At 71.4% G+C, this 21239-nt stretch carries 14 protein-coding genes and 5 pseudogenes; 8 read left to right on the top strand and 11 right to left on the bottom strand.

Annotation, left to right across the window (positions count from 1 at the left end):
• Positions 1 to 136: 136 nt before the first annotated feature.
• The 3 genes from ACFWRO_RS33635 to ACFWRO_RS33625 form a co-directional block, all read right to left on the bottom strand.
• A complete protein-coding gene (locus ACFWRO_RS33635) occupies positions 137 to 1675 on the bottom strand; it encodes a phytoene desaturase family protein (protein ID WP_384517335.1) in 1539 nt (512 codons plus the stop codon).
• A gap of 76 nt (positions 1676 to 1751) precedes the next feature.
• A complete protein-coding gene (locus ACFWRO_RS33630) occupies positions 1752 to 4013 on the bottom strand; it encodes a tetratricopeptide repeat protein (RefSeq protein ID WP_384517333.1) in 2262 nt (753 codons plus the stop codon).
• Positions 4014 to 4369: 356 nt separating this feature from the next.
• Positions 4370 to 5461: a GNAT family N-acetyltransferase gene (locus ACFWRO_RS33625; RefSeq protein WP_384517331.1), complete on the bottom strand. Its 1092-nt coding sequence runs from the start codon at positions 5459 to 5461 to the stop codon at positions 4370 to 4372.
• A gap of 202 nt (positions 5462 to 5663) precedes the next feature.
• Between ACFWRO_RS33625 and ACFWRO_RS33620 the strand changes: the two genes are divergently transcribed.
• On the top strand, positions 5664 to 5945 hold the full coding sequence (locus ACFWRO_RS33620; protein ID WP_384517329.1) for a pyrimidine/purine nucleoside phosphorylase: 282 nt from the start codon (positions 5664 to 5666) through the stop codon (positions 5943 to 5945).
• Positions 5946 to 6055: 110 nt separating this feature from the next.
• Here the strand turns inward: ACFWRO_RS33620 and ACFWRO_RS33615 are convergent.
• Positions 6056 to 6199: pseudogene (locus ACFWRO_RS33615) on the bottom strand (DUF1345 domain-containing protein); the annotation flags it as partial.
• Here ACFWRO_RS33615 and ACFWRO_RS33610 point away from each other — a divergent pair.
• Positions 6186 to 7004 (top strand): annotated as a pseudogene (locus ACFWRO_RS33610) (Tn3 family transposase); the annotation flags it as partial. The pseudogenes ACFWRO_RS33615 and ACFWRO_RS33610 overlap by 14 nt on opposite strands.
• Positions 7005 to 7107: 103 nt before the next feature.
• On the opposite strand, the gene ACFWRO_RS33605 reads toward ACFWRO_RS33610, so the two are convergent.
• Positions 7108 to 8370, bottom strand: a complete 1263-nt coding sequence (locus ACFWRO_RS33605; protein WP_384517326.1) for an MFS transporter — start codon at positions 8368 to 8370, stop codon at positions 7108 to 7110.
• Positions 8371 to 8542: 172 nt separating this feature from the next.
• Between ACFWRO_RS33605 and ACFWRO_RS33600 the strand changes: the two genes are divergently transcribed.
• From ACFWRO_RS33600 to ACFWRO_RS33590, 3 genes and pseudogenes are all read left to right on the top strand, one after another.
• Positions 8543 to 9103, top strand: a complete 561-nt coding sequence (locus ACFWRO_RS33600; RefSeq protein ID WP_384517323.1) for a CGNR zinc finger domain-containing protein — start codon at positions 8543 to 8545, stop codon at positions 9101 to 9103.
• A 759-nt stretch (positions 9104 to 9862) separates the two neighbouring features.
• A complete protein-coding gene (locus ACFWRO_RS33595) occupies positions 9863 to 10324 on the top strand; it encodes a hypothetical protein (RefSeq protein WP_384517321.1) in 462 nt (153 codons plus the stop codon).
• Between the two features lie 353 nt (positions 10325 to 10677).
• Positions 10678 to 12920 (top strand): annotated as a pseudogene (locus tag ACFWRO_RS33590) (SpoIIE family protein phosphatase).
• On the opposite strand, the gene gdhA reads toward ACFWRO_RS33590, so the two are convergent.
• The 3 genes from gdhA to ACFWRO_RS33575 form a co-directional block, all read right to left on the bottom strand.
• Positions 12913 to 14259, bottom strand: a complete 1347-nt coding sequence (gene gdhA, locus ACFWRO_RS33585) for an NADP-specific glutamate dehydrogenase (protein WP_384517318.1) — start codon at positions 14257 to 14259, stop codon at positions 12913 to 12915. The pseudogene ACFWRO_RS33590 and the gene gdhA overlap by 8 nt on opposite strands.
• Positions 14256 to 14693, bottom strand: coding sequence for a hypothetical protein (locus ACFWRO_RS33580; RefSeq protein ID WP_384517316.1), 438 nt, complete (start codon positions 14691 to 14693; stop codon positions 14256 to 14258). Before ACFWRO_RS33580 ends, gdhA begins: the two co-directional genes overlap by 4 nt.
• Before the next feature lie 222 nt (positions 14694 to 14915).
• Positions 14916 to 16139 carry a cation:proton antiporter gene (locus ACFWRO_RS33575; protein WP_384517313.1) on the bottom strand — a complete coding sequence of 408 codons (1224 nt, stop codon included), beginning with the start codon at positions 16137 to 16139 and terminating at the stop codon, positions 14916 to 14918.
• A gap of 102 nt (positions 16140 to 16241) precedes the next feature.
• On the opposite strand from ACFWRO_RS33575, the gene ACFWRO_RS33570 reads away from it, so the two are divergent.
• Entirely contained in the window at positions 16242 to 17132 is an 891-nt protein-coding gene (locus ACFWRO_RS33570; RefSeq protein WP_384517311.1) for an MBL fold metallo-hydrolase, read from the top strand.
• 64 nt (positions 17133 to 17196) lie between these two features.
• Here ACFWRO_RS33570 and ACFWRO_RS33565 read toward each other — a convergent pair whose 3' ends face one another.
• Both ACFWRO_RS33565 and ACFWRO_RS33560 read right to left on the bottom strand, forming a co-directional pair.
• A complete protein-coding gene (locus ACFWRO_RS33565) occupies positions 17197 to 18375 on the bottom strand; it encodes an acyl-CoA dehydrogenase family protein (protein ID WP_384517308.1) in 1179 nt (392 codons plus the stop codon).
• A 173-nt stretch (positions 18376 to 18548) separates the two neighbouring features.
• Positions 18549 to 18749 (bottom strand): hypothetical protein, encoded by a 201-nt coding sequence (locus tag ACFWRO_RS33560; protein WP_384517305.1) that lies wholly within the window; start codon positions 18747 to 18749, stop codon positions 18549 to 18551.
• 82 nt (positions 18750 to 18831) lie between these two features.
• Between ACFWRO_RS33560 and ACFWRO_RS33555 the strand changes: the two are divergent.
• Together ACFWRO_RS33555 and ACFWRO_RS33550 are read left to right on the top strand one after the other, a co-directional pair.
• Positions 18832 to 19110: pseudogene (locus ACFWRO_RS33555) on the top strand (siderophore-interacting protein); the annotation flags it as partial.
• The gene (locus ACFWRO_RS33550) at positions 19105 to 19566 is read left to right on the top strand and encodes a siderophore-interacting protein (protein WP_384517369.1); all 462 of its coding nucleotides are present in this window, start codon (positions 19105 to 19107) and stop codon (positions 19564 to 19566) included. The pseudogene ACFWRO_RS33555 and the gene ACFWRO_RS33550, both read left to right, overlap by 6 nt.
• A 21-nt stretch (positions 19567 to 19587) precedes the next feature.
• Here ACFWRO_RS33550 and ACFWRO_RS33545 read toward each other — a convergent pair.
• A pseudogene (locus tag ACFWRO_RS33545) lies at positions 19588 to 21239 on the bottom strand (AfsR family transcriptional regulator); the annotation flags it as partial.

Here is a 21239-nt window from a genome sequence, read left to right as displayed (position 1 = left end):
TCGGGGTCCGGGCACGGTTCCGTGCCCAAGATCCCTCAAGGGAAATCTTCCTTACGTCAGCCTCGCGGTCCATCGAGGTTTTCTTAAGCACCGCCACAGGTGAGCTTCACGCCTGGTCGGGACAGGCACATGGAGCTCACCGTCCGAGCGCCGCCATCGCCGCGTTGTGGCCGGGGATGCCGCTGACCCCGCCGCCGCGCACGGCCCCCGCGCCGCAGAGCAGCACGTTGGTGTGGCCGGTCTCGACGCCCCAGCGGCCGGTGCCCTCTTCCCCGTAGGGGAAGGAGAGGTCGCGGTGGAAGATGTGGCCGCCGGGCAGCCGCAGGTCGCGTTCCAGGTCGAGCGGGGTCTTCGCCTCGATGCAGGGCCTGCCGTCGGCGTCGAGGGCGAGACAGTCGGCGAGCGGCTCGTCGAGGACGGCGTCGAGTTCGGCGAGGGTCGCCTTGAGGAGGGCGGCGCGGGCGCCGTCGTTGTCGGCGGCGAACAGCCGGGCGGGGGTGTGCAGCCCGAAGAGCGTGAGTGTCTGGTAGCCCCGGCCGGCGAGTTCGGGGCCGAGGATGCTCGGGTCGGTCAGCGAGTGGCAGTAGATCTCGGAGGGCGGCGCGGTGGGCAGCCGGCCCTCGGCCGCCTCGGCGTACGCGGTGGCCAACTGGCCGTATCCCTCGGCGATGTGGAAGGTCCCGGCGAAGGCCTCGCGCGGGTCGACGGAACGGTCGCGCAGCCGGGGCAGCCGGGTGAGCAGCATGTTGACCTTGAGCTGGGCGCCTTCGGCGGGCGGCGGGGGCGTCTCGCCGAGCAGCTCGGCGAGGGCCTGCGGCGAGGCGTTGACGAGGACCTGCCCGGCGGCGACCACGCCCTCCCCCTCCGCCGTGCGGTAGGTGACCTCGGCGCGGGCGCCGTCGGTCTCGATACGGACGGCCTCGTGACCGGTACGGATCTCCGCGCCCGCCGCGCGGGCGGCGTCCGCGAGGGCGTCGGTGAGCGCGCCCATGCCGCCGACGGGGACGTCCCAGTCGCCGGTGCCGCCGCCGATGACGTGGTAGAGGAAGCAGCGGTTCTGGAGCAGCGAGGGGTCGTGGGCGTCGGCGAAGGTGCCGATTAGGGCGTCGGTGAGGACGACGCCCCGGACCAGGTCGTCGGCGAAGGTCTCCTCGACGGCGGCGCCGATCGGCTGCTCGAAGAGCATCCGCCAGGAGGCCTCGTCGCCGACGCGGGAGCGGAGCTCCTCGCGGGTGGGCAGCGGCTCGGTGAGCGTGGGGAAGACCCGTTCGGCGACCTGGGCCGTACGGGCGTAGAAGCCCTGCCAGGCCTCGTACTCGCGATCGGAACCGGTGACGGCCTCGAAGGAGGCACGGGTGCGGTCCGCTCCCCCGCCGACGAGAAGACCGCCGTCTCCCTTCGGGGTGTACGAGGAGATGGACCGTTTCCGCACCGCGAAGCTCAGCCCCAGCTCGCGCACGATCTTCGGCGGCAGGAGCGAGACGAGGTAGGAGTACCGGGAGAGCCGGGCGTCGACTCCGGCGAAGGGCCGGGTGGACACGGCGGCGCCGCCGGTGGTCCCGAGGCGTTCCAGGACGAGGACGGTACGTCCGGCCCGGGCCAGGTAGGCGGCGGCGACGAGTCCGTTGTGGCCACCGCCGACGATGACGGCGTCGTACGAGCGCTGTGCGGTCATGTCTCTTGCTAACACGCGAAGATCGCCGGGGGAACCCCGCGGGAGCGTGCGGCCGGTGTCCGCGCCCGGCTTGGGCTCATGCCCCCGGCGTACGGGCGTCGGTGCCGCCGGCGCCGCGCGGGGCGGCCGCGCTGCGGTACAGCTCGGTGGCCTCGGTGTGGCGGCCGAGCCGTTCGAGGCAGTGGGCCTCGTCGTGGCGGGCCGCCAGCGTGTCGGGGTGCTCGGGGCCGAGGGTACGGGCGCGGGCCTCTGCTACCTGACGGTAGACAGCGAGGGCGTCGGGCCAGCGCGCGAGCCAGCCCAGGCCGACGGCGATCTCGCGGCGGCTGACGAGCGTGTCCGGGTGGTCGGCGCCCAGGACGCGCTCCCGGATCGCGCACACCTCACGGGACTCGGCCACGGCCTCCTCCCAGCGCGAGAGCCGGCCGAGGTTGACGCCGAGGCCGTGGCGGGCGCGCAGCGTCTCCGGGTCGTCGGGGCCGAGCACCCGGGTGCGGGCGGCCACCAGGTCGCGGTAGAGGTCGAGGGCGTCGCCGCTCCGGCCGAGCCGGCCCAGGCAGATGCCGACCTCGTAGCGGGTGGCGAGCGTGTCGGGGTGGTCGGGGCCGAGGACGTCGGAGCGCGCGGCGGCGACCTCGCGATAGGTGGCGAGGGCCTCCGACCAGCGCTCCAACTGACCGAGGTCGTAGGCCACTTCGTACCGCGTCACCAGGGTGTCGGGGTGCTCCTGGCCCAGCAGCCTGCCGCGCGCCTCCGCCACCTCCGTGGCCATCCGGTACGCGTCCTCCCGGCGTCCGAGGCGCCCCAGGTTGAAGGCCAGGTTGTGGCGACAGCGCAGGGTGTCGGGATGGTCCGCGCCCATGGTGCGTTCGCGCGCGGCGAGCACGTTCACGTACGCCTGGTGCGCCTCGACGTGCCGCCCGAGCCTGCCGAGGACGTACGCGGTCTCCTGGCGGGCGGCCAGCGTGTCGGGGTGGTCGGCGCCGAGGACCCGCTCGCGCGCCTCGGCCACCAGGACGAACTGGTGCAGGGCGTCGGCGGGGCGGGCGAGTCTGCTGAGGGTGAAGCCGAGTTCGTACCGGCTGGCGAGGGTGTCGGGGTGGTCCGGGCCGAGGACGCGGCGGCGGTCCTCGACGACGGACCGGTGCACGTCCTCGGCCTCCTCCCAGCGGCCGAGCCGGCCGAGACCGAGCCCGGCCCGGTGGCGTCCGGCGAGCACGGCGAGGAGCTCCGGCGGCGCGGTGGCCCGCTCCTGGCCGTCCGGGGAGGGGGCCGGAACCACGCGGGACGCGGTCGTCCACTCCCCCGTGAGCTCGGTGGCCGGGTCGTACGCCGCGTGGCGCGACGCGGTGCGATCGCCGGTCACTCGGTGCCCGGCGGTCATCTCGCGTGCCCAGGAGGGCAGTCGGAGAGACCCGCCATCGGCCGGCGTCCGCGCGGGAGGGACGGGAGGGACCGGCGGGAGTTCGGTGGGGCCGGGTCCGAGTCCGGCGCGGGCCGAGATGATCCGACGCCGCAGGACGCCCGCGTCGTCGGGCCGGTCGTCGGGGGTCTTGGCGAGCAGGTCGAGCACGATCCGGTCGAGGTAGTCCGGAAGTTCGGCCCGGTGGGTCCGCAGCGGTTCGGGCGGGGTGTCGCGGTGGCCGACGAGGACGGCCCAGGCGTCCTCCAGATTGAAGGGCGGGGCTCCGGTGGCGATCTCGTACAGCACGCAGCCCAGCGAGTACAGGTCGCTGCGGTGGTCGACCTGGCCGCCGCTGATCTGCTCGGGCGACATGTAGTGCGGGGTGCCCATCGCGATGCCGGTACCGGTGAGCTGCGAGGTCTGGCCGATGTTGTCGCCGAGCCGCGCGATCCCGAAGTCGCAGATCTTCACGGCTCCGTCGCCGAGCCGCATGATGTTGGCCGGCTTGAGGTCGCGGTGGACGATGCCCTGGCGGTGCGTGTAGGCGAGGGCGTCGGCGACCTGCTCGGCGATGTCCACGACGTCCTGCACGGGGAGCGGGTGCTGCTTGTTCTCCTCCATGAGCTGGCTGAGGTTCTGCCCCTCAAGGAGCTCCATGACGAGGAAGAGCACCCCGTCGTACTCGCCGAAGTCGTGGACGACGGTGACTCCCCGGTGCTGGAGGGAGGCGGCGACCCGGGCCTCGCGCCGGAACCGTTCCCTCAGCACCGTCACGAAGTGCGGGTCCCGCTGGGGCCCGAGCGGTTTGAGGCACTTGACCGCGACCCGGCGGCCGAGCGACTCGTCGGTGGCCCGCCACACCTCGCCCATACCGCCGCGCCCGATCACGTCGTGCAGCCGGTACCGGCCCTGGATCAGCCTGGTTTCCGCCATCGCGTGCTGTCGCCCCCGTATGTTCTTCGCGCCCTCCCCGGCCCGTTCAGTATGGCCGCCTGATTGGGAGTTTGTACGGGGCGGGACGCGCGTCGGGGCCCAGGCGGGACATCGCGTTCAGAATGTGACCTGGCGGCAACCGCCGGCGGAGCCCGGCCGGTACCGAACGCAGCGGATCGCCCGTCGCGGTGAGCTGGTACGTGACGGCCTCGGACGGCGGCGCGGGTCTGCCGTGCAGCTCGTGGGCGTAGAGGGGCAGGCGGTCGTACGCGAGTGACACCACGCGCCGCCCGGTGATTTCGCGCGCCGGTACGAGGGTGGGGTTGAGGGGCGGGCGGCGCAGAAGGGCAGGGTGATCATGACTCCTTCCAGACGATGGAATCGATGAGCCAGTCACCGCCCGCGGTCTTCGCGAACTGCGTGTGCTGGCGTCCCCAGCCCGAGAACGGCGCGCCGTCGCGGATGCCGTGCTTGTAGAAGAGGGAGGTCCGCAGGGCGCGATCGGCGGTGACGAGGGTCGACCAACTGACCTCGAACTCCTCGAAGTCGGTCAACTCCGTGCCGTTCAGAAAAATCTCGCGGGGCGCCAGGAACTCCTCCACGTCCATCCGGAAGACGTCCTGGCCGTCCTCCGCAACGTACTCGATCACGGCCTCGGGCGCGAGGACCGCCCTGGCCGCGTCCAGGCTGACCGGCTCTCCGGCGCGGCGCGTGAACGCTCCGAGGAAGGCGGACAGCGCCCGGTCGACGGCGCGTTCGTCCGTGGAGCGCACCGGGGCCTTGCGCCACTCGTCGGCGAGCACGGCGAACTGCGAGTCGCTGCACCAGGCGTTCTTGAGGAACGCGCTGTCGCGCAGGACGGCTTCGTGGCGCATGCCGATGCGGCGCATGAGGGCCGCGGACGCGAGGTTCCGTACGTCGCAGATGCCGATGACCCGGTGCCAGCCGAAGTCGTCGAAGGCGATGTCGAGCGCGCCCGAGACGGCCTCCGCGGCGATGCCCGTGCCGTGGACGTCCGGGTGGAAGGCGAACCCGACCTGCCCGGTGTCCGGTTCGCCCGGTTCACGCCGGAGCAGCACCTCACCCACGACCCGCCCCGACGCGTCCTCCACGACCAGGTCGAGCCAGTCACCGGCCTTCGCGAGCGCCTCCCCGGCGATCAGTCGCTCGATGGTCTCGGCGGTCACCTCACGGGTGTGCGGCTCGTGCGGAAGGTAGAGCGCGACCTCGGGCAACGAGCGGTGGGCGTAGACGGCTTCGAGATCGTCCCGCCGTACGGGACGCAGACTCAGCCGCTTGGTCCGCACGGGGTAGGACGGGTGCACGGGGGCGGCGGGGTCGGCGGGGTCGGCGGGGTCGGCGGGGTCAGCTTCGGCTTCGGCTTCGGCTTCGGCTTCGGCGGGCAGGATCGTTTCGTCGGGTGTGGCCGGGTCGGTCGATTCGGGCATCGGGTTCTCCGTTCGCGCGCGGTGATCACGAACAGTGTGCAGTGCGTGTTCCTTCGGCGGACGCCCGACGACCTGACCATCGGGGCGGCCACCGAATGGACTGAGCGCTCACCTGGCAGCCCGCGCCGCTAAAGTGCCCCTGCCCGTGGCCGGAATGTGATGACCCGGCCACCTCTTCCGCCTGATTCGCACAAGGATGCACATGTTTACGGTCAACGAGTACTTCGACGGCACGGTCACGTCGATCGCGTTCACCCAGGAGCAAGGCCCGGCGACCATCGGCGTCATGGCTCCCGGAGAGTACGAGTTCGGCACCGCCGCTCCGGAGATCATGCACGTCGTCAGCGGCGCTCTGACGGTCATGCTGCCCGGCGCCGGCGAGTGGGAGACCTTCACCGCCGGGGAACACTTCAAGGTCCCCGGGGACAGCAGCTTCCAGCTCAAGGTCACGGTGGAGACCGCCTACCTCTGCGAGTACCGCTGACTGAGGACCCGGCCTTCCTGAAACACCGCGCAGGGGCGGCAGTCGACCGACTGCCGCCCCTGCGCCGCGTTCGCACGCTCCAGGGCCCCGGGCGGCTGGCCCCGGCTTCGTCAGATGCTGTCCAGGGCGGAGACGAGGCTGGCCACCGTGACGGTGTTGAAGACGAACGCGATGCCCGAGTTGGCCGTCACCGTCCGACGCACCTCCCGAGACAGCACGTTGACGTCGGTCGTGCCGAAGGTCGTCATGACCGAGCTCAACACCGGGCCCTCACCCAAGTACTACGGTCACGAACGCGGCGCGACCTGGCTCAACGCCGTCAACGACCAGGTCGCCGGGATCGGCGCGATGGTCGTACGTGGCACCCCGCGCGACAGCCTCTACACCCTGCTGAACCTCGATGGCGGAGTGAAGCCGGAGATGGTGGCGACCGACAACGCCTCGTACTCCGACATGGCCTTCGGCCTGTACAAGATGCTCGGCTTCCGCTTCGCTCCGCGCTTCCGCGACCTCTCGGACCAGCGGTTCTGGCGAGCCGACCTGCCCGAAAGCGACAGCAACAGCAGGGAGCCGGCCGAAGGGTACGGGCCGCTGGATGCCGTGGCCTTCAACAAGGTCAACCTCAAGCGGATCACCACGCACTTGCCGGACATGCTCCGGGTCGCCGGGTCGCTCATCACCAACCAGGTCCGGGCCTACGACCTGCTGCGGACGTTCGGCCGGGAGGGCCACCCCACCCCACTGGGGGCGGCGTTCGCCGAGTACGGGCGGATCGACAAGACCATGCACCTGCTCGCCCCGGTCGACCCGGTGGACGACACCTACCGGCGCCTGATGAACAGGTAGCTCACGGTCCAGGAGTCCCGCCACCGTCTCACCCGCGCGATCTGCCACGGCGGCAGGGGCCAGATCCGCCAAAGGTACCGCGAGGGCCAGGAGGACCAGCTCGCCGCCCTCGGCCTGGTCCTCAACGCGGTGGTGCTGTGGAACACCCGCTACCTGGACGCCGCCGTCGCCCGGCTGCGTGCAGAGAGCCACGAGATCAAGGACGATGACCTCTTGGAGTGACTGCGGTTTCCGGGGCACTCGTGGGGAGCGGTTGGTGGCGGTGGCGGTTCCGCGTTGCTGCACGCGGACGGCCCCGGTGCCGTGGCTTCCGGTGTCAGTGGGAACCGGTTTGAAGCGGGAGTGGGGGTGAGGGGTGTGTTTCAGCATCGCGGAGGCCTTGGGTGGTGACCCGGGAGGCGAGTGGGATCGCGGCGAGGGTGAGTCCGAGGGCTGCGGCGATGAAGGTGGCCCGGATCCCCAGGCCGCGTCCGAGCAGGCCGCCGCCGAGGGCTCCGAGGGGGACGACGCCCAGGACGATCAGCCGGTAGGCGGCGGTGACGCGGCCGAGGAGTTCGTCGGGGACTGCTGCTTGGCGCAGGGTGCTGACGACGATCTGGTTCAGTGAGGTGGCAAGAGCGGCACCGAACATGGCGGCCAGGGCCAGAAGTGTGCTGTTGCCCAGTCCGAGGACGGCGTAGCCGGCGGCCGGGGTGAGGGCGGCGAGCCAGGTGGTGGGGCCGCCGCCGATGCGGGGCACGACGTGTTCGGCAAGCAGTGAGCCGGCGATCGCGCCCGCTGCGGGAACGGCGATGAACAGGCCGTAGCTCGACATCGCCAGTTGGTACGGGCCGGTGATCAGCAGGACGAGGAGTCCACCAGTGGCCGCGCTGAAGAAGTTGATCGCCGCCGAGACGAACGCGACTCGGCGCAGCAGGTCGTGGCGCCAGAAGTGGGCCCATCCAGAGCGGATGTCCTGGGTAAGGGTGGTCGGGTTCGAGCGGCGGTGCTCGTGGTCCTTGCCGGTGGGGCGCAGCCCGGGCAGTAGCAGGGCCGCCAGGCCGGCGAGGGCGAACGCGGCCGCGCCGGTGTAGAAGGCCGCCGATGCCGCCAGCGCGAACAACGCCGCGCCGGCAGGCAGACCGATGAACGTGTTGATGACTGACTGCGTGGCGAACAGCCTGCCGTTGGCGCGCTCGAGCTCCTCGCGGGGCAGGAGACGGGGCGGGATGGCCAGGGCGGCGTTGTCGACCATCGTTTCAGCACAGCCGGCAATGAACACAGCGGCGTAGAGAAGTGCGACGTGGTGCCATCCGTTGGCCAAGGCGAGTGCGAGCAGTGCGAACCCCGCTGCGCGCAGCCAGTTGCCGACGATGAGTATCCGGCGTCTGTCCATGCGGTCGGCCATCGCACCGGTGGGGAGGGTTGCGAGCAGCCAGGGCAGGAACTGCACCACCGTCATGCCCGCCACCGCGAGCGGGTCACGGGTCAGCGTGGCGACGAGCAGCGGTGCGGCTGCCTGCAACACCCCGTCGGCGAGGTTCGAGGATGCTTGGGACGTCCACAGTGCGGTGAACGGTCTGAGGGCGGCGACGGGCACGATCGTTCTCCTGGTGGTGGTCTCATGGGTGATTGGTCAATTGGGGATGATGCCAAGAAGATCACCTCACATGCAATAATGCTTTTGCCCGTGAGAGTCGCCTCACAGGCGCGAGCGCCTTTGCCGGCGAGAGGAGCTGATGGTGAGGTTCGGCCACATCGCGGGTGACCGCATGCTCGACCTGGTGAACACCGTTGCCTGGCGGCTCGGCGGGCCCGAACGAGTTGAGTCCCTGAAGACCTTCTCCGACGTCGTCGAGTGGTGCGTTGAATCCGACCTGATCAGCACAAGTGAGGCCGCGGCCTTGCATGACCTCGCCGGTCGGGACGGCGCCGGGGCCGAGCGGGAACGGGAACAGGTCACCGAAGCGCGAGAGAGGGCCTACGGAGCCCTCTTCGATGACGACCCCGAAGCCGCCGCAGACCTCGCGAGCATGTACCGGGCGGCGATCGCCACAGCCGACCTGGTTCACGCAGGCGACCGCTGGCAATGGCAAGACCGGGACACCAACCTCTGCCTGCCCCGCAATCGCATCGTCCGCGGGCTTGTGGCTCTTGCTCAGCGCGACGACCTCGACCGCCTCCACCAATGCGAAGACGCCAAGTGCGGATGGGTCTACCTCGACACATCACCGCGGCGGAACCGTCGCTGGTGCAACACGAAGGACTGCGGCGACCGCAACCGCGCCCGCGCTTACTACGCTCGACAGAAGGCGAAGAGCCACCAGCCCTGATTCATCCACCGACTGCGATCGCGGCTCGCGACGTCGAGACTCAATAGGCGCCCCAGGTCGGTATGGCTGGACGCACATCCCGACCTCATGGCGTGACGCGACAGCGCCAAGCGTTGTGGTGCTCACACGCCGGATGATCATGAACCCCGGGCGGTCTCTCAAAAATGACCAGTCGCGAGAGTTCTGCGACAGCCCCCGGGACGGTCACGAATCCGCAGGTCGCCACTCGCAGAACCCCTCTCAAAACCGGCGTGTTGTGCGAGACGGTTCTGACAGACTGCGCGGGTGGACCTGACGCGGTAGAACGAAACGACTGTCCGAAGTGTGAGGCCCCGGCGGGCAGCGCCTGCCGGACCCGGAGCACGAGGTGCGCGACGAAATACCACGCCGCCCGCTTCATCCTCGTGCCCGCGCTCCGCGAGGAGCTGGAGGTCCTCGTGCCGGAGGACCGCGACCCAGGGCGGGCGTGGACGGCGGGCCCGCCCGCCGAGGCGCTGCCGGCCACCGCGACCGCCAAGCCGATCCGGATCGGCTACGCCCCCTGCTCGACCGCCCAGCGGGAACTCACCTCCCAGCTCGCCGCGCTCGAACCGGTTTGCAAGCGGATCCTCTCCGAGAAGATCTCCACCCGGATCAAGACCCGGCCCGAGCCGGAGAAGGCCCTCAAGCTCGCCTACGACATCACGTGGGCCGCCCCCGTCCAGGCGGTCATCCTCACCGTCCACGAGCTCAAGCGCCTGGCCGCAACGCCGCCGAACTGTGACCCTGTCCGGCCAGCTCCAGGGCGCCGGCGTCCAGCTCGAACTCCTCACCGGCCCGCTCACCGGCATCTACGACCTCAACGGCATGGGCGCCATGTCCTTCGCCGTCGCGCTGAAGAACAAGGGCGTCCCCGTCCCCGACATCACGAAGAAGCTGACGATCAAGACGGGCAAGAACGCGGGGCGCCACCCCTCGGTCGCCTCGCTGTACCGGGCGCTCACCGAGGCCGAGGAAGCCGCCGTGTCGGACGACGCGCCGGTCATCGGCCCCCGCCGTCCGGTCCGCGCCAGCATCACCGGCCCCGGCAGCGGCACCGACCCGGAGCTGATGGAACGGCTCACCGCACAGGCCCTCGGCGGCGACACCGTGTTGGACGCCCCGACCCGCCAGGCTCAGGACAGCACCGGCGACGTGATGACCCAGCTGCTCGCGCAGTCCCGGACCGGAGACGACCAGTGATCCCCATGCCGCCCCACCGCTGGAAAGGGCCCAGGCATCCTCGGCGCCGCCGGACCCGGAGAACACGGTCCCTTCGGCCCCTGGCCCGAACCCGAAGAGGCCGAGACCGCTCCCGAAGCCAGCACGCCCGAGCCCGGCAAGAGTAGGGGAACCCCAGCAAGATCAATCTCACCGGGATTTCTTGTATACCCCAACTACTCACACCCGGAACGGGCACCTCCTTCAAACTCGATGCAGAATCGCGTTCGAGTGTGCGCATGACCGATCGCGCACCGTCAAACCGCCCCCCGGGGCGGGCAGGTCACCACCCCTACCCGGTGGCCGACACTCGCCACCTTCCGGACAATTGCCCCATGAGGACCGATGTGGACGCCTTCCTCTGCCGTCTGGCCCGCGAACTCAGACCACGGACGAACGAGTCGGTCGACGCCCTTCTGCTGCGCTTGCGCAGCGAGCTTCCCGAGCCGTGGCAGCACGAGGACCTCGTCGCCCTCGCATCGGAGGAGACCGCCGCCCACGTCACCGCGTTTCTGGACGTGCTCGAACACGGCCTCGACGCGGCCGAGGTCGAGGCGCCGCCCCAATCCCTCGAGGTCGCCCGCAGGTACGCCCGGAGCGGCATGCCGGTCAGCACGCTCCTGCGCGCCTACCGGCTCGGTCACGTGGGCCTGCTGCAGTTGTTCCAGGCGGAGGTCCCCCGGCTCACGGGCGACCCGGAGCTGATCAACGCCGCGGCGATGCAGCTCACGGCGAAGGGGTTCGCGTACGTGGACCGCAGTTCCACGCGCGTCGTCGCGGCCTACCAGGAAGAACGCGACCACTTGCTGCAGCGGCGGCTCCTCCTGGCCAACGAGGCGAGCCGGCGGATCGGGACCACCCTCGACATCGGCCGTACCGCCGAGGAACTGGCGGACGTGGGCAGCGACGACTTCGCCGGCCTCGTCACCGTCGACCTCCTCGCCGCCGTCCTCGACGACGAGGACGCGCATCCGCCCTCGGGCCCGCCGCCACTCCGCCGCGTCGCTCAGCGGCCCGTGCCGGACACCGACTCCGCGGAGTTCCCCAGCCCGACGGACCGGACGCACACCTATCCGGCGGAATCGGAGCCGGCCCGCGCATTGGCCACAGGCCGGGCCTTGCTGCACCGCGCCCCGGACTCCGACGCCCCGGGGTGGTGGCTGCCGACGGCGGAGCGCGGCGGAGCGTACGCCCCGACGGCTCCCACTCGGTCCTGTTGGTGCCTCTGCTGGCCCGGGGAGAGACCCTGGGCCTCGTCCAGTTCTTCCGTGCGGGGAGCACGGCCCCCTTCGACGAGGACGATCTCCACCTCGCCCAGGAGATCGCGGCCCGAGCGGCGGTCTCCATCGACAACGCCCGCCGGTACACCCAGGAACGTTCCACCGCGCTCACCCTCCAGCGCAGCCTGCTGCCGCAGCAGGCGGTTGAGCAGTCAGCCGTCGTCGCGGCGACCCGCTACCTGCCCAGTGGGTCCCGCGCGGGAGTGGGCGGCGACTGGTACGACGTCATTCCGCTGTCCGGCGCCCGGGTCGCCCTCGTCGTGGGCGATGTCGTCGGGCGCGGTCTGCGCGCCGCCGCCACCATGGGCCGCCTCCGAACCGCCGTCCGTGCCTTCGCCGACATCGACCTGATGCCCGACGAACTGCTGACGCACCTGGACGACGTGGTCATCCGCCTCCAGCACGAGGAGGGGCAGGACGCGGGCGAGACCAGCGCCACCTGCCTGTACGTGATCTACAACCCCATCTCCCGCGTCTGCTCCCTCGCCAGCGCGGGGCACGTCCCGCCGGCGGTGGCCACTCCCCCGGACCGCGAGGGCGAGTCCCCAGCACCGTCGGACTCCCGGTCGGTCGAGTTCCAGGAGATACCGATCGGCCCCCCGCTGGGCCTGGGCGGACTCCCCTTCGAGACAACCCAGTTGGAGCTGCCCGAGGGCAGCCTGCTGGCCCTGTTCACCGACGGCCTCATCCAGAGCCGTACGCGCGACGTGGACACCGCCCGCGCGCTGCTGAACGACGTCCTCGCCGGAGCACCGGAACCGCCGGAGTCGGCAGAACCCGCGTCGGCGGAGGCGGCGGGTACGGCGGAGTCGCCCGAGGCACCCGAGTCGCCCGACGAGATCTGCGACCGGATCCTTGCGGCCCTGCTGCCCAGCCGTCCCTCCGACGACGTCGCCCTCCTGGTGGCACGCACCCGGGCACTCGACCCGGGCCACGTCGCCACGCTGGACCTCCCCTCCGACCCCGCCGCCGTCTCCGGCGCCCGCCGCTTCACGTCCGACACGCTGACCGTGTGGGGACTGGAGGAGCTGTCCTTCGCCACCGAACTCATGGTCAGCGAACTGGTGACGAACGCGATCCGCTATGGCAAGACCCCCATCCAGTTGCGGCTCATCCTCCAGTCCACCCTGACGTGCGAGGTCTCCGACGCCAGCAGCACCGCTCCGCACCTGCGCCGCGCCCGGACCTACGACGAAGGCGGCCGCGGCCTGCTGCTCGTCGCTCAGCTCGCCGAGCGCTGGGGCGCTCGGCACAACCGCGAGGGCAAGGTCATCTGGGCCGAGCAGGCCCTCAGATGACGCCCTGTGCCGCCATGGCCTCGGCGACCCTCAGGAACCCGGCCGCGTTGGCGCCGAGCACGTAGTCGTCCGGGTTGCCGCCGTACGCCTCGGCGGTGGCGCGGCACTGGGTGTGGACGTCGCGCATGACCTCGGCCAGCCGGGACTCGGTCCGCTCGAAGGACCAGGTGTCACGGGCGGCGTTCTGCTGCATCTCAAGGGCCGACGTGGCCACGCCGCCCGCGTTGGCGGCCTTACCGGGACCGAAGAGGACTCCGGCCTCGCGGAACACCGCCACCGCCTCGGGCGTACACGGCATGTTCGCGCCCTCGGCCACGGCGCGCACCCCGTTCTTGACCAGGGCGACGGCATCCTCGCGGCGCAGTTCGTTCTGGGTCGCGCAGGGCACGGCGATGTCGCACGGAACGTCGAACACCGTGCCGCGGGCCGAGAAGCGCGCGCTCGGCCTCGCCTCCACGTAGTCGGAGATCCGGGCGCGCCGCACCTCCTTGAGGTCCTTCAGCAGCTCCAGGTCGATGCCGTCCTCGTCGACGAGGTACCCGGAGGAGTCGCTGCACGCCACCACGCGACCGCCCAGGGCGTGGACCTTCTCCACGGCGTACACGGCCACGTTCCCGGATCCGGAGACCACCACGCGCCGTCCGTCGAAGCCGTCGCCGCGGGTGGCGAGCATCTCCTGGGCGAAGTACACGGCGCCGTAGCCGGTGGCCTCGGTGCGGGCGTGGGAGCCGCCCCAGCCCACCGGCTTGCCGGTGAGGACGCCGGACTCGTAGCGGTTGGTGATCCGCTTGTACTGCCCGAAGAGATAGCCGATCTCACGCCCGCCCACGCCGATGTCCCCGGCGGGCACGTCGGTGTGCTCCCCGAGGTGACGGTAGAGCTCGGTCATGAAGGACTGGCAGAAGCGCATGACCTCGCCGTCCGAACGCCCCTTGGGATCGAAGTCCGCGCCGCCCTTGCCTCCGCCGATCGCCATGCCCGTCAGCGCGTTCTTGAAGATCTGCTCGAAGCCCAGGAACTTCACGATGCCGAGGTTGACACTCGGGTGGAACCGCAGCCCTCCCTTGTACGGCCCGAGGGCGCTGTTGAACTCCACCCGGAAGCCGCGGTTGACGCGGACGGCCCCCCGGTCGTCGACCCACGGCACCCGGAAGATCAGCTGTCGCTCCGGCTCGACCAGCCTTTCCACGATCCCGGTCTCGACGTATTCCGGGTGCCGTTCGAGCGCCGGTGCGAGGGACTCCAACACCTCGGCAGCCGCCTGGTGGAACTCGGCCTCCCCGGGGTTCCGCCGGCGGACCTCCGTGTACACGGCCTCGATGTGTTCGCTGATGGTCACCGCTGTGTCCCGCTCTCCTCGGCTCCGGACACGTTCGACCCGGAGGTGTTCGACCCGTACTTCTTCGGGTTGAGACGATCAGAGATCCGGTCGACCGTCCAGACCGCACGGAGTGCCGGAGCGTTGAGTACGGGCGAGGGAGGGAACCAAGGACGCTTCCGCCATACGGCTCCGAGGTCCTCGTGCGGCTCGTCGCCGACGACCCCGCGCTCGACGAGGCCATCGCCGAACTCAGGTACGGCACGGTCGCGTTGAACGCCTGGACCGGGGTCGGTTACCTCACCGCGACGGCCACCTGGGGCGCGTTCCCCGGCCACACCCTCGACGACGTGCAGAGCGGCATCGGGATCGTGCACAACGCGCTCCTCCTGGACGGTCCTGAACGCACCGTCGTCCGCGGCCCGTTCCACCCGGCGCCCCGGGCGCTCCTGCATGGGAGAACGACCCCCTGTCCCCCAAGCCTCCCTGGTTCGTCACCAACCGCACGGCGGGCACGACGGGCCGGCTCCTCACCGACTTCGCCGCCTCGCCCCGCTGGACCGCGCTGCCGAAGATCTTCACTTCCGCGCTGCGCGGCTGAGGCGCGGCGCCCGCCGTCGGTCCGACCGACCTGCACCCGACGGCCCCGGTCGAACGTCGGCCGGGGCGGTCGCGGGTCACCGGCCCGGACCCTCCGTGGTGGGCAACGCGTCGGGCTGCGGGTGGCGTTCGAACCAGCGGGCGACGGGTTCCAACGTGACGCCGTGCAGGAGGACGCTCAGCAGGACGGTCGCGGCGGTCACGTGGACGACGAAGGCGGCGTCGTCGCCCTTGAGCTGGGTGTACGCGAGGACCGCGAAGACGATGGAGGTGACACCGCGTGAGCCGAGCCATGCGATGGCGCCGCGCTCGGCCCGGCTCAAGGGTGTGCCGATGAGCGCGGCGGCCACCGGCACGATCCGCGCGACGGTGAGGACGAGCAGCGCATAGCCGACGACCTGAAGCTCGATGCCGTCGGCGAACTCGTCGGCGACGAGCCCGCCGAAGGTGAACCAGACCGCCAGGGCCATCAGATGGCTGATGTCGTGCACGAGGTCGAGGTTGTGGCCGCCGACGGCGGCCGCGGCCTGGGCGTAGCACAGGCCGGTCACGAACGCCGCGACGAATCCGTTGCCGCCGATCAGGACGGAGACCGCGTAGGCGAGGAACGGCAACGCCAGACTGGCCAGACGCAACCCGGTGGCCGTGGCCCATCCGGCGTCCAGGCACCGCCGCACCAGCCAGGCGGCCAGGAAGCCCAGGGCTCCGCCGACCAGCACCGCGTACACGGCCCCCTTCACGACGTTCAGCACCAGGTCGGCGAACGTGTCCCCCTCGGCCGTGACGAGATTGGCCACGCAGAACACGAACAGGGGCGAGATCAGCCCGTCGTTGAAACCGCCCTCGATGTTCAGGGCGGCCCGCACCCGCAGCGGAACTCGCGCGTCCCTCAGGAACATCAGGAGCGGGGCGAGGTCCATCGGCATCACCACGAGCGCGGCCACGGCCAGGAGCCACCAGTTCGTGCCGGGAAAGAGCAGGGCTCCGATGAGGGTCGCGAGGACGACGGAGCCCGGCAGGGCCAGCCCCAGCAAGCGCCTCTCTCCCACCGTCTCGCCCAGCCGTTCGTACCCTCGTGTCTCGGTGGCGTCCGTGAACAGCATCACGGCCAGCACGAGTTCGACAGCCCTCTGGAAGGCGTGCGTGTCCAGGTCGAAGGAGAGGGCCGGATCGTCACCGCCGGCCAGTACGATCCCGGCCACCGCGAACGCGATGGGCGCGGTGACGCTCCAACGGGCCAGCCGTTCCGACACCAGGGACCACACGAACAGCAGCGACAGGAGGACGACGGCGGCGACCATGAGGACTCACAGGAGCAGGAAAGGGATGAACCGAGCATTAGGAACATCCTGGCAGGGCTCAATCCGATCACCGCGAGACCCGCGGACGAAGGAGTGACGACCATGCTCACCCCGGGATACACAGAAGTGACGTACGGCGCGGTCACCGTGCTCGTCGGCGCCGAGCGAGGCGCCTACCCGTACGCCAACTCCGTACTCGTACGCGGCACCGCCGAAACGCTGGTCATCGACCCGTCACTGTCGCTCGTCGGATCGGCACCACCCGCGGACGCGATTCTCGTGAGCCACGCGCACGAGGACCACGTCGCCGGTCTCGGATCCTACGAGGCGCCCGTCCACGCCCACGAGAAGGACCTCGCCGCGCTGCACTCCCGCGCGGTCATGGCGGCCGGCTACGGCCTCCCACCGGACGCCACCGAGCGCGTCGACCTGATGCTGCGCGACGAGTTCCACATACGGGACCGCCCCGACGCGACAGCGTTCACCGACGGCACGGTCTTCGACCTCGGCGGCCGCACCGTGACCGTCGTACACCTCCCCGGCCACACCGCGGGCCACTGCGGCTTCCTGATCGAACCGGACGGCTTCCTGTACGTGGCGGACATCGACCTGACGTCGTTCGGGCCGTTCTACGGAGACGTCGGCAGCAGCCTCCTGGACTTCGAGGCGTCCGTGCGCCGGTGCCGGGAGATCGGTGCCCGCTGGTACGGCACGGCCCATCAGAAGGGCGTGATCGAGGGCGCTTCGGAGTTCTCCCGGCGGCTCGACGCCTTCGTCGGGGTGGTGGAGAAGCGGGACACGACCCTCCTGGCGTTCCTCGAGGAGCCGCGGACGGTCGAGGAGATCGCCGAGCGGAGACTGGTCTACCGGCCGCACGTCGAAGGCGCCCACGTGAAGCCGGTCGAACGACGGACCGCGGTGCAGCACCTGGACCGGTTGATCGGCGCGGGGCTGGTCACGGAGGTCGAGGGCGGACGGTTTCGCGCCAGGTAGCACCACCGCGGCCTCGGTATGCGACAACTTCGGTACGCGACAACTAGAGCAGCAGTCGCAAGGCTCAGCGGCGGACGCGGGGCATGCCCAGGCCGATCCAGGAGATGATCTCCCGCTGGATCTCGTTGTTGCCGCCGCCGAAGGTGAAGATGACCGCCGAGCGGTAGCCGCGTTCGAGTTCGCCGTGCAGGACCGTGCCCGCCGAGCCCTCCTTCAGCGCGCCGGCGGAGCCGACGACCTCCATCAGCCAGGCGTAGGCGTCGCGGCGGGCCTCGGAGCCGTAGACCTTGACCGCGGAGGCGTCCTGTGGGGTGAGGGTGCCGTGGTGGACGGCGTTCACCATCTGCCAGTTGAGGAGTTTCATCGCGTCGAGCCTGGCGTGCGTACGGGCGAGGCTTCGGCGGACCCAGCCGAGGTCGATGACCCTGCGGCCGTCGGCGAGCTTGGTGTCGGCGGCCCAGCGCTGGACGTCGTGGAGGGCCCGGATGGCCATCGTGCCGTGGGCGGCGAGGGTCACGCGCTCGTGGTTGAGCTGGTTGGTGATGAGCCGCCAGCCCTTGTTCTCGTCGCCGACGCGGCGGGAGACCGGGACGCGGACGTTCTCGTAGTAGCTGGCGGTGGTGTCGTGCGAGGCGAGGGTGTTGATGAGGGTGCAGGAGTAGCCTGGGTCGCTCGTCGGGACGAGGAGCATCGTGATGCCCTTGTGGGCGGGGGCGTCCGGGTCGGTGCGGACCGCGAGCCAGACCCAGTCGGCGGTGTCGCCGTTCGTCGTCCAGATCTTCTGGCCGTTCACGACGTACTCGTCGCCGTCCCTGACCGCCCGCGTCTTGAGCGCGGCGAGGTCCGTACCGGCGTCGGGCTCGCTGTAGCCGATGGCGAAGTCGATCTCGCCCGAGAGGATCTTGGGCAGGAAGTACGCCTTCTGCTCGTCGGTGCCGAACTGCATGATCGTCGGGCCTACGGTGTTCAGGGCCATCAGCGGCAGCGGAACGCCCGCCTGGGCGGCCTCGTCGAAGAAGATGAACTGCTCCATGGGGCTGAGCCCCCGGCCCCCGTACTCTGCCGGCCAGCCGACCCCGAGCCAGCCGTCGGTGCCGAGCCTGCGCACGGTCTCGCGGTAGAAGCGCTTCTGCGCGGCGGGGTCGGCGTAGCGCGCGTGGACGTCGTCCGGCACGAGTTCGGCGAAGTACGCACGCAGCTCCTCGCGCAGGCGGTGCTGGGCGGGCGTGTACTCGAGGTGCATGGGGCCTCCCGTGGCGGCGTCCTGGGTACCGTGCGCGCGACGGCGGCCACGGTAGAACGTGTTCCACAAATGGGGAAGCCCCTCGACAGCCCTGGCTCGGAGGGGGGTGGAGAGAGTGCGGGCCAAGGCTGTCGGGTGGTGGGCTGGTCGTCTGGGTCGTCTGTCAGGTGGGCTCAGGGCAGGAGCTCGTCCAGGGAGGCGCGCCCCTTCTCCGCCATGCGGCGCTCCGCCCACGCGATGCTCTTCGGATTCACGTCACGTCCGGAGGCGAGGATCAGGTCCTCCGCCGTGTATTCGCCCTCCGACCCGGCATGCAAGAGGCGGTCGGGCGTCGGGCTCTCCCCCGGAGATGTCTTGTCGGACTCAGCGTTCATGCCGCCTCCTCGTTCTTCCGGTACCGGCCATTCTCGTGTCCGGTGACCGTGACCGCATCCGGGCCACCGGACCGGCGGGCCGGACCAGCAGGTGAAGCTGTACTTTCCGCGCCCCGGCCAGTCCGAGCCCGTGCTGCCCGCCCCGGACCCTGCCGGTGACGGGATGCGCTGGTACGCGGCGTACGCCGCGATCCCGGAGGCCGAGCGGCCCTGGATGCGCAGCTGTACGATCCGGGCCCGTGATCCCCGCGCGGCGACCGTCGACATCGACTTCTATCTGCACGACGACGACCGTACGAAGGAGGGACCCGCGACACGCTGGGCGCGGGCCGCGCGGCGCGGCGACACGCTCGGGATGTTCGGGCCCTCGGCGTACTTCGCCACGCCGGTGACCGCCGGCGCGGCGGACTGGACGCTGCCGGCCGCCGACGGCTGCTCGCTCCCCGCGCCGGCGACCGTCGCCGAGGCGCTCCCGGCCGGCCACCGGGCCGTCGCCTTCGTGCAGGTCACCGACGCGGCCGAGGAGCAGGCGCTCGACACGGCCGGCGATCTGACCGTGCACTGGCTGCGCGGGGACGTCTCGCCGGCCGACGCGGTGCGCGGGGCGGCGCTGCCGCCCGGGACGCCCTACTCCTGGCTGGCCGGGGAAGCCGGGGCCGTACGGGCGCTGCGGCGGCACCTGGTCGAGGAGCGCGGGTACGACCGGCGCGCCGTGCACTTCGCCGGGTACTGGCGCCGCCACCTCACCCAGGACGACGCGCCCACGCCGGAGGACCTCGCGGAGGCACGGGAGCGGTCGGTGTCGGCCGAGGGCTGAGGGGCGCGTCCGCCTGAGGCTTCAGACGAGGGCCGCCGCCTCCCGTACGGAGAGGGCGGCGCCCTCCTCGTACCGTCGCGCGTACGTCGCCTCGTCCAGGGCCTCGCGCAGCGCCCGCTCCGCGTGGGCCCGCACCGCCGACTCGGTCTGCTCGGTGAAGGGGCGGAAACCGGCCCCGCCCGCGTCGCCTCGGTGGGCGTCGTACGCGGCGAGCAGGCGAGCGCCGTCCTCGGCGTCGTGCGGGCCTCCGCGTCCGGCCCGGGCCCAGGCCGCGGTCGGGAACAGGCCGACGACGAGGTACGGGGCGACGAGGTAGGCGAGGCCTTCGACGTCCCGTACGGCCCGGGTCAGCCGGTCGGCGGCGTCGGCGTACGCGCCGTCGAGGCAGTCGAGCCAGCCGCGCAGTGCCCCGGTCACGCCGAGGAAGAGGTCGGGCGTGTCGCCGCGGAACTCCGCCTCCATGCGATCGACCTGCTCCCGGGCGAGGGCGGTGCGCCCGGTGTGGCCGTAGTGCTGGGCGAGCAGCAGTCGGGCCGTGCTCACGGGCTCCCCGCTCGACTCGGCGGAGGCCTCGACGGAGGCCTCGACGAGGAGTCGTTCGGCCGACGCACGTTCCTCCCTGCCCGTCTCCGTGTCCATCGACGGGAGGCGCAGCCGTACGGCGGCGAGTCTGGCCTTGAACACGGTGGCCTGGGAGCGGGCGCCGAGCCCGGCTGCGGCCCGCGCGGCGAGTTCGTAGTCGGCGGCGGCCTCGGCGAGGCGGCCCGACCGTTCGTACGCCTCGCCGCGCGCGGAGCGGGACTCGGCGATGCCCCAGGCGTCCCGCTCCCGCTCGAAGTGGGCGAGCGCGGCTTCGGCGTCGGCGGGGCGGTCGCCGAGAAGCTTGGCCCGCAGGAGGTGGGTGAAGGCCAGGTCCCAGCCGAGGCCCTCGGCGCGGGAGGCGGAGAGGAGGGCGTCGAGGGTCTCGTCCAGGCTGCGGAACTCGCCGGTCATCAGTCGGGCGAAGAACCACATGGTGCCCGGCTGGCGGCAGTTCTGCGGCATGCCGGGGCGGTAGGCGGAGACGATGGCGTCGAGGCGGGCGCGGGTCTCGGGCCGTTCGAGGGCGGTGGCGCCCTCGCCGCCCTCGGACGCGAGGACGAGCAGCCGGCAGCCGCGTCGCGCCTCCCACAGCTGCTCCTCGGACCAGGGCGGTGGGGTGTCGGTGCAGCGGTCGGCAAGGGGCACGGCGTGTCGGACGGGCGGGGCGAACGGATCGGGGCCGAGGGCGGCCGCCGCCTGTGACCAGACGCGGGCGTCGGCCTGCCGGGCACGGAGCTGCCAGAACCAGCTCATGGACAGGACGAGGCAGAGCGCCTCCTGCTCCGCGCCGAGGTCCACGGCGGTCCGCAGGGCGGCGGTCACGTTGCCGTGCTCGGTTTCGAGGCGCCTGAGCCAGACCGCCTGGCCGCCGCCGCGGAGCGCGGGGTCGGCGAGGCGGGCGAGCTCGCGGTAGTGGACCAGGTGCCGGCGCTCGGCCTCCGCCCGGTCCCCGGCCTCGTCCAGCCGCTCCCCCGCGTACTCCGCGACCGTCTCCAAGAGCCGGTAGCGCATGCCGCCGTCGTCACCGGGGGCCGCGACGACGAGCGACTTGTCGACAAGGGAACCCAGCACATCGAGAGTGTCCGCCCCGG

Source organism: Streptomyces sp. NPDC058579 (assembly GCF_042718575.1).
GTDB lineage: Bacteria > Actinomycetota > Actinomycetes > Streptomycetales > Streptomycetaceae > Streptomyces.
Note: the sequence above shows the minus strand (reverse complement) of the source record. Positions and strands in the feature narration are given on the sequence as shown.

What these genes read in the sequence shown, in the direction of transcription:
- ACFWRO_RS33635 (WP_384517335.1), bottom strand. Translation starts at nt 1,675, where the DNA reads ATGACCGCACAGCGCTCGTACGACGCCGTCATCGTCGGCGGTGGCCAC.
- ACFWRO_RS33630 (WP_384517333.1), bottom strand. Translation starts at nt 4,013, where the DNA reads ATGGCGGAAACCAGGCTGATCCAGGGCCGGTACCGGCTGCACGACGTG.
- ACFWRO_RS33625 (WP_384517331.1), bottom strand. Translation starts at nt 5,461, where the DNA reads ATGCCCGAATCGACCGACCCGGCCACACCCGACGAAACGATCCTGCCC.
- ACFWRO_RS33620 (WP_384517329.1), top strand. Translation starts at nt 5,664, where the DNA reads ATGTTTACGGTCAACGAGTACTTCGACGGCACGGTCACGTCGATCGCG.
- ACFWRO_RS33600 (WP_384517323.1), top strand. Translation starts at nt 8,543, where the DNA reads ATGCTCGACCTGGTGAACACCGTTGCCTGGCGGCTCGGCGGGCCCGAA.
- ACFWRO_RS33580 (WP_384517316.1), bottom strand. Translation starts at nt 14,693, where the DNA reads ATGCAGGAGCGCCCGGGGCGCCGGGTGGAACGGGCCGCGGACGACGGT.
- ACFWRO_RS33575 (WP_384517313.1), bottom strand. Translation starts at nt 16,139, where the DNA reads ATGGTCGCCGCCGTCGTCCTCCTGTCGCTGCTGTTCGTGTGGTCCCTG.
- ACFWRO_RS33570 (WP_384517311.1), top strand. Translation starts at nt 16,242, where the DNA reads ATGCTCACCCCGGGATACACAGAAGTGACGTACGGCGCGGTCACCGTG.
- ACFWRO_RS33565 (WP_384517308.1), bottom strand. Translation starts at nt 18,375, where the DNA reads ATGCACCTCGAGTACACGCCCGCCCAGCACCGCCTGCGCGAGGAGCTG.
- ACFWRO_RS33560 (WP_384517305.1), bottom strand. Translation starts at nt 18,749, where the DNA reads ATGAACGCTGAGTCCGACAAGACATCTCCGGGGGAGAGCCCGACGCCC.
- ACFWRO_RS33550 (WP_384517369.1), top strand. Translation starts at nt 19,105, where the DNA reads ATGTTCGGGCCCTCGGCGTACTTCGCCACGCCGGTGACCGCCGGCGCG.